This is a genomic window from Lactobacillus nasalidis (assembly GCF_016587775.1).
In the GTDB taxonomy this organism is placed as follows: Bacteria; Bacillota; Bacilli; order Lactobacillales; family Lactobacillaceae; genus Lactobacillus; species Lactobacillus nasalidis.
On record NZ_BOCG01000017.1, the window covers coordinates 1 to 294 of the forward strand.

A 294-nucleotide genomic window follows, 5' to 3' on the forward strand; every position below is an offset into this window, starting at 1 on the left:
GCCAGCTTGGCCCACAGCCAGTAAGTCAGCAGGCTGATGCCGGCCGTCCAGCCTGCTGTATACAGCAGGACGTAGCCGGTTTCCGGAAAAGTCTGCGTTGTCCAGCCCAGCAGGCGGAAAACCAGCCAAACGTACAGGCAGCTGACGGTAATCGCCAGGACGTTGCCCAGCAGGCGGAAGACGAACAGCTCCGGGAAAACCCGCGAATACCAGCGGCCAAATGCTGACAGGGCCGGCAAGACAAAGGTGTAGATGCCGATGACGCCCCAGAAATAAAGGTCAGAAACGACGCCA

At 59.5% G+C, this 294-nt stretch carries 1 pseudogene; it reads right to left on the reverse strand.

What is annotated here, in order from left to right:
- Positions 1-294: pseudogene (locus lacNas_RS00155) on the reverse strand (rod shape-determining protein MreD); the annotation flags it as partial.